Genomic DNA, 7,776 nt, shown 5'->3' on the forward strand with positions numbered 1-7,776 from the left:
GTACATAATATCGCTGTGGATCGAGCTCCCCCGCCATCATTTGCAGGGTATTCTCAACTTTTTCCTTCAATCTGGCGAAAACATACTTCGGTGATGCCGGCTTTGTCATCTCAAGGGTTTCGCGGATATACCGCTCCAGTCGGTCAACTTCGCTGATAATTGTCTCAATCATCCCTGAGCTGAGTGGATTCAGATCGATGTCCTCGCGGAGTACCCGAGCTAATCCGCCAATCGCCGCCAATGGATTTCTGATTTCATGTACCACGGTCGCAGTGATTTCACCAATCGCGCTCAATCGTTCGCTTCGTATCATCCGGTCGCGGTTGTCGCGAAGTTCGCGATAGGCGCTCCGTAAGGCTTGCAATCGAAACTCCAGCGTTTCGTACCATCGTGCATGAAGAATTGCGATTGCCGCCATCCCGGCAAATCGTTCTAATTGTACCAATTGCTCTGGTTGTAACGGTAAGCGATTGATCGCATTATCGACCAGCAACGCCCCTTCGATTCGCTCCTTCGAGATAAGTGGTACGACTGCGCATTCATCGCATTGCAATTGCTGCCAGATCGATTCGTTACTATGTTCCCACCGCCGCAAAATGGAAGCATGTTCCGACGTAACCGATTGAATAATCGCCGAATCATTGTCATGCATCGACAAGGTAATCTGGCGCGCGATCTCATTCACCCGCTGATCTTGTCCAACGTGCTCTTGCCAATGTGCGGCATAGTCTTGTAACGTTGGGCGTTGGCCTTCCAGTTCGTGCCAGATCCGACCCGCTTCGCTGCTGTCAGCAGGACCGATTGCTAATCGACCGGAAAGTTCGTTGGTTGTTTGATCCAATAACAGCAGAAACGCGCGGTTAAAACCCAGTCCTCGGTCACTGGTTACTGCAACAAGGATTAGGTATAGCACTTCATTGATTTCACGTGCCTGATGCAAAGACCGATTAATCTCCCCTAATAGTTGTAATTCGGTGATTTGCATCGCCTGCTTTTCTCGAATCGCAGCCAGTTCCGTTGTCAGTTTTCGCCACTCGGTAACGTCCTCAGCCATGATGACCAAACCGTTGACATCGCCCTGTTCATCCCGTATTGGACCGGCGTTGATGGCTAAGTGAACCGGTTCTACTGTTCCCGGCAACTTGGTATGTACTGGTGGTAACGGACTTTCGGCTTTCATTGCTTGCAAAAAATAGTCCCGCACGGCAGGATCGGGAGTGATCGCCGGATCGAGTAAACTTTTACCTGGCAACTCAGCTGATTCAGGAGCAACCCGGTCGCGGAACCGTTCGTTAGTTCGACGAATGATAAAATCACGATCGCTGGCAATGATCGCAAGTGGTGCTTGATGGAGCAGTCGTTCCAATAAATCATTCTGCTGCCGGAGTTGCTGCTCTAATGCGGCTTGGTGACTTACATCGCGAACTTCTAATATCACGTAGTGACTTTTGTCAAACGGTTTTACAAAATCGGCAATCAACTCGATTGCGAACTCCTCTCCAATCTCGTTCTTTCGCGTCAAATGCAACCGGTGCGAATGTTGGTGCGAGAAAGTCTTTTCAATGATGCATTCTTGACTGCCACCTGCGATCCGTTCACATAGCTCTTGACAAGTGGAGTTTAACAAGCTTGCAGACGGAAGTCCGAATATCTTGCTTAATGCAGGATTCGCAAATACCAACCGGCAATTTGCGTTGAAGATGCCAATACCGGTTTGAACACCTTTCAGTAAGGTCTGATAGAACTCGCTTAGGTGTATCACCTCTTGTTCGTCGCAATGAGTTTGTGATGCTTCTTGCCAAACTCCGATCGTATTCTCAAATGCCAGATGCAGCCGTTCAAAGTCGTGTCGTGGTATAAACTCCCAATGATTGTTTTCAGGGAGCGAATGGGTTTGGTATAGGAGATCGCTGGGTAAGATGGCGATTATTTTTGTTGTGTTAGAAATGGTGAGAATCTGATTCGCGACAATTTGCATCTCTTCCAAACTGCTAAAATCGATGATGGCTATTGGATAATGCCGTAATGCAAGTTGTTCAATAACTATTTCCGGAATCGGGGGTATGATTTCCAACTGAATCGAACGAGCGGCATATTCCGGTAGCCGGCTCACCCAAGGATATGGGTCGTGTACTGCAACTAAGATTGGTAGAATTTCATGAGACACCGCTATGTTCCCGCAATCTCCCGACGTTCGGGATCCGTTGCCGTTACAACCACGATACCTTCGTCGGTTATTGTAAACCGTTGACGGTCGCTGGCTGGATCGTAACCAATCGTATCGTTGGGAAGGATGTGAACCCCTTCCTCGACAATCGCTCGGCGTATTTTCGCATGACGACCAACATCGACATTGGCAAGTAATACACTCTCTTCAACCGTTGCCCAAGAATGGATATGGCAACCAGTAAACAAAACACTCTTCCGAACGGTAGCTCCGCTGATAATAACTCCCGGCGATTGTAAGGAGTCGACGGAAAAACCCCGCCGCTGGTCGTCGTCGAAAACAGTTTTTGCCGGTGGCAGATCGAATCTCGGATTGGTACGAATCGGCCACTCTTTGTCGTAGAGATTAAACAGGGGATCGACTGCCACCAAATCCATATTTGAGGAATAGAACTGATCCAATGAACCGATGTCTCGCCAATACAACTCAGCTTTTTTATTCTCGTCGCGGAAAGGATAAGCATAAACCCGATTTCCCTGTTTAATCAATGCCGGTAAAATATCATGTCCAAAATCTCGGGTGGAAGATGGATTTTTGCTATCTGCAATTAAAGCCTTTACCAATTCGGAAGTGCGGAAACAGTAGATTCCCATCGATACCCAAGCCCTACTTGAGTCTTCGGGCATTGACCGGGGCACGGCAGGTTTTTCGGCGAAAGAGACAATGCGATGACTTGAGTCAAGTGTGAGGACGCCGAACCGCGATGCTTGTTCAATCGGAACCGGTAACACACCCACTGTAACGTCGGCGCCGTTCCGTTCATGGGCATCCAGAAACAGCCGATAATCCATTTTATAGATGTGGTCACCCGACAAGATCAATACACGTTCCGGGCGCTCTTCCTGCAGTAAGAATAAATTTTGAAAAATCGCATCGGCTGTACCGGCGTACCAGCGATCCACCAACTGGGCTTGTGGCGGTACTAACTCGATGTAAAGACTTCCCGCTAAACCCGAGGTGCTCCATGCTTGCCGAATATGGCGGTCTAATGTCAATGAAGCATATTGGGTCAAGAGGTGTACTTTCTGTAAACCGCTGTTTAGGCAATTGGAAAGCGTAAAATCGATGACACGGTATATCCCGCCAAATGGCACTGCCGGTTTTGCCCGATGCTTCGTCAAGGGGTAGAGTCGTTCGCCTCTTCCTCCAGCAAGAATGAGTGTGGATGTCTGTTCCAAAACAACTCCTTTGGCGGGTCGAATCGCCACGATTTGTCGAAAAATTGTAGGAGACTGATAAGCGGTTTTAACGCAAAATAGCTGTTAGTTTGATACCATCCAACCCTTTTGTATGGTCACCAGCATTTTTGAAGCAATGATGTAGCTCATCGAAATCACGAAACACCTGTTGATACAGAAAACCGGGCGATTAACACCCGGTTATCATACGAAAAGCTTTCGCTTTTATTAGCGGAGAGTAATCTGTTGCGAGAGGGAAAAGCCATATCCTTTGGCCCCATAAAATAATCCGCGTTCGTAATTCATCGAGACGTCCAGCCGGTAATTCGATAAACGTAATCCTCCGCCGATAGCGAGTTCAAATCCTGACATCCCGCCAACCGCGAAACCGGCCCGTAACGGGTACTTATCGAATTTCGTGTACTCGCTTCCCAAGGCAAGTCGAGTTTTTGTAGTGCTGCCGATACTGGTTGCACTCTCATTCAAACCTTGTTCAAAACTTCCGTATGTAAGCCAGTAGTCGTTAACTTTATAATCCAAACCAATCAACATCGTTTGCGGTAAAGCAACATCGACGGAACCGCTCTCTGTGAGTGTAGTGCTGCTATAATTCGCCCACCGCTCTAAAAAACCTTCCTGGGTTAAACTGTCGATGGGAATTCCGCTATCCTCGATATCGAATTTATTCGCCCGAACTTTCACTTTGTCCCAACTTACCCTGCCGGAAATGTTCATTAGCGAAAACGACCACCCCCAGCGGTCGTTCATCCGTGCTGCCGCGCCGATATCAATGCCAATACCATCGCCGTTATTGGTGGTAGCAGTTGTGATATATCCGTGAGCAGAGACTGTATCTGGGTCGACCGAGGTGAGGATGCTGCCATCGGTGTCGCGTAATCCTGAGTAAGCCATCCCAACGATGTATTTCGCTGTCATACCAATTGCAAACTCCTTTGCCCAATCGATGCGATGGAGCTGTTTCGCGAACGATACCCCAAATGAGGTACCAACCCACGATCCACCTTTTAGTTTTGACAATGAATAGTTTTTACCGGATTCGTTTCCCAGTACCGCCAACCGGATGACATCACCCGGAATTGAACCATCCAGTACTCCAATTACGTCGATAGCTGCTGACATTGCATTGACTTGATAGCCAATCCCACCTTGAAAAGCGCCATTCAAGGTGAAATCGTTTTTAACTGAGCTTGAAAAGGATTTTCGTTCGTCTTCTGTCCAATATCGATCCTCTCGAAACCACTTGCTCATTTCACTTGATTTCATCGCCGAATTTCCCAACCGGTAACCAAAGCTTGGCAACAGGATGGATTGTTTTGGACCGCCGGAGATTCCGAGTAAGGCAGGATTGACCCAGCGCGCATCACCACCGCGAACCGTAGAAATCCCCGCATTTGCCGTTCCCGCCGTTACTGCGGTTGGAGTTATCTCCGCATGTACTTGAAATGTTAGAGTCACTAATAACAAAACTGACCGGAGAAACTGAATTGATAATCGCATTAGTTTACCTCTCCGGTGTTAATCGTCAATCTTGCGGATGCACGAATTTTAATGAAATCGTTGATGTTACAAAGCACAGTATCGGGTGAACCGGACATATACAGCGTTTGTCTAACATAGAATGTCGGTTTTTCAAAGATTCGTATTACAGAATCGCGTAAAACAAACGTTGTATCAAATGTTGTGAAACTGATAACTCTTCTTGTTGAGTCGTCGATTATAGGTCGCCGAACGGAAGTGCGTCCAATTATGTGCCACTGGGCACGAGATACTGCAGTATCCTGTGAGATCTCAATCAAAACTGTATCGGCTCCAACCGGCAAACGGTTCTCACCCATAATCCGCAGATCGACTTGGGTAATGGGGCGGTCGTCACCGGACGATTGTTCAGGATCAGGCTGCATTTTCTGTGGTGCCAACCGGAACATCATCGGACCTTCGATCGACGCACTACCATAGAGAGAATCGGCTTCAGATAGCTCAATCGTTGGCATATTTGAAATAAACCGTTTACCAGTTCGAGCTTTTCCAGTCGATATAATGCGATCGGGTACAATATTCAATATTTGCTCAGCGCCGGGAAATCGGCGTTCAGCATTAATGTCAGGAAAACTCTGATTTGTGATAGAATAGGTGCGATGGATGCCGCGCGGGGAGTAAGCATCTAACTGCAAATCCATGATGATGGGAATTCCCTGGACCGACGATTTCGGCGCAACTACAAAATCTGCATTACGCAAACCCAAACTATCAACGCCGTCCGGGCGATTTTCGACATCGGTTCGGACAGTGTCGAACTCAAACTCAACTGAATCCGGTTTCCCCTTGAATCGACTAAAAGTCAAATCACTCAAGTTATAATCGAAATTTACAGCATCAGTAAGTGACATTGTGACCATTTGCGTTCCAGTGGTCGCACGGGTCCAGGATTTTCCAATGGCATGTATTCTCTGTTCCGGGTTGCTCGCTGAGATGGAATCTAATCGTATTGTATAGCCGACCAGACTTACGCGGCGGACACGGGTTTGATTTGCCGGTATGTTCGTTTCAACGAATCCCAGTTCGGTTCCACTGAATGTAGCGAAATCTGGGAATCGTACTCGTAACGAATCCAAGGCGACCGGCAATTGATTCTCGATCGAGATGTTCAAAGTACCGATGCGAATATCAGCATACTGGATTTCATCGTTCATATCCGTCGCAATTAGCGTATCGGCAGTGGCAACTTGCCGTTGCATTTGTGCCTGCGCAGCCGTCGCTTTTACGATTCCAGTAAAGAGATGAAGGGCTGCCCGGCTTTCCTCGGCAAAAACAACATTGGTGCCGGAGTGAAGTCGCCCCAGAATGCGAACTTTCATGTCGGCATTTACCCGTCGTGAAGTCGAAGTGATTTTTATCGTTAACGAATCGACATGCATCGAAGGGATCGCTGTTAATGTATCGGAAAGACCGACGATTTCGTCTTGCAGATTGAGCAATTGGACATGAACGTTATCTAATGCGACTGGCATCTCATTGGTGACTTCTACATACATATCACCGGAAGCATAATCGTAATACTCGAAATACACGAACCCCTGTCCATTGCTGTCGTATTCACGAGTTACATCGATAGCGGCACCCGGAAAATTCGGAATTGTATCGGGCGGGAAACCAAACTGTTGTGACGAGAACGCGACGTTTCCACAATCGAACGGACCAAGAATTAACGTGTCGATGTTGTAGGAAAAGTTCCGAACGGCTTGCGAATCGGATTCCAGTTTATCAAGAAAAGTCTCATTGTCAATCTCACCGGTAACAAAGAAGACTAAAGTGTCATTAAGACCATAAAACCCCTGATCTCGATTTCGCACAGAGTCTCGTAGGGCAGGATCGGTAACCGAATCGGCGTTCATCCGGATTAAATCACGGAGGTAATATACCCTTTCGGCAAACGGTAAGGTCATCCCGAAATCCCACTGTGGTTTTTGCGGGATTTTAAAGCATCCAATCTGAAGAAACAAAGCTCCGCCGATGATTCCGAAGAGGATCGCTGGTCGTATCCAAATTTTCATGTAGCTCCCTAAGCTCACCTTAAAACCTATAGTACAACAATCCAATCGGGAATGCTGTACAAAAATTTCAAATCAGAAATTAACCCCTAATTTGAATACTAACATTGAATTTGAAAGAGTTAATTTTTGACGAACCGGACTTTGAGTTTGTCGCACCATACTCATATTGGACGTATCCAGTTACCGTTCTGCTAAACGTCATGGTAACTTTCGGAGACAACGTATAGGTTGTCGTAAAGGCCTGTTCAACAAATGGACCCCATTCCACACCCGGCTTGACCGCATTTTCAGTTCGAGTGGTGGATTGATTGTAACTGAGTGAAAAGTCGGTTTGGTTCTTGAATCGTTTATTCTTGAACGGCCACATTTTGATTGGAATCCGGAATCCTTGTTGCATTGTGTAACCAGCAGTGACTTGAATACCTGTTTGGGTGGACCGGGCACGTTGAGCTTGTCCTTTCCTTGCGTCGTTAAAGGATTCAGTCTGGGTGTAGCGTGCCGATGTATTGATTTTATTCTTCCATTGGATATTGATACCGATTAATGGATTCCAGTTCTTCGTATAATCGATCTGTTCAATGATTCGGTTTGTAATGGTGTCGTTTTCGGTTCGAGTGGTTGTTATCCCGTATTTCGTGGTCGATGACGCTTGATAGCCATTTTCCAAGGATACCGTTGAAGTTAAAACCGACCATGGACCCGCTGATTCCAATCCCGACCAACGGATTGAGAAATTTGGTAAGTCCAACTGCTTCGGTGAACCGTCGCTATTTTTCAAGAGAAAAACTGACTTCTGGAT

General features: G+C 47.0%; 5 protein-coding genes. All 5 read right to left on the reverse strand.

Features of this window, described 5'->3' with window-relative positions:
• On the reverse strand, nt 1-2,167 hold a 2,167-nt coding region (locus OEM52_12200; protein MDK9700900.1), incomplete at its 3' end, for a PAS domain-containing protein.
• Between the two features lie 2 nt (nt 2,168-2,169).
• A complete protein-coding gene (gene glgC, locus OEM52_12205) occupies nt 2,170-3,405 on the reverse strand; it encodes a glucose-1-phosphate adenylyltransferase (GenBank protein ID MDK9700901.1) in 1,236 nt (411 codons plus the stop codon).
• 228 nt (nt 3,406-3,633) lie between these two features.
• Complete coding sequence (locus tag OEM52_12210; GenBank protein ID MDK9700902.1) at nt 3,634-4,923, reverse strand: DUF5723 family protein; 1,290 nt, start codon at nt 4,921-4,923, stop codon at nt 3,634-3,636.
• Complete coding sequence (locus OEM52_12215; GenBank protein ID MDK9700903.1) at nt 4,923-6,977, reverse strand: hypothetical protein; 2,055 nt, start codon at nt 6,975-6,977, stop codon at nt 4,923-4,925. Before OEM52_12215 ends, OEM52_12210 begins: the two co-directional genes overlap by 1 nt.
• 79 nt (nt 6,978-7,056) lie before the next feature.
• The coding region (locus tag OEM52_12220) for a hypothetical protein (GenBank protein ID MDK9700904.1) at nt 7,057-7,776 on the reverse strand (720 nt) is incomplete at its 5' end.

Source organism: bacterium (assembly GCA_030247525.1).
Classification (GTDB): domain Bacteria; phylum Electryoneota; class JAOADG01; order JAOADG01; family JAOADG01; genus JAOTSC01.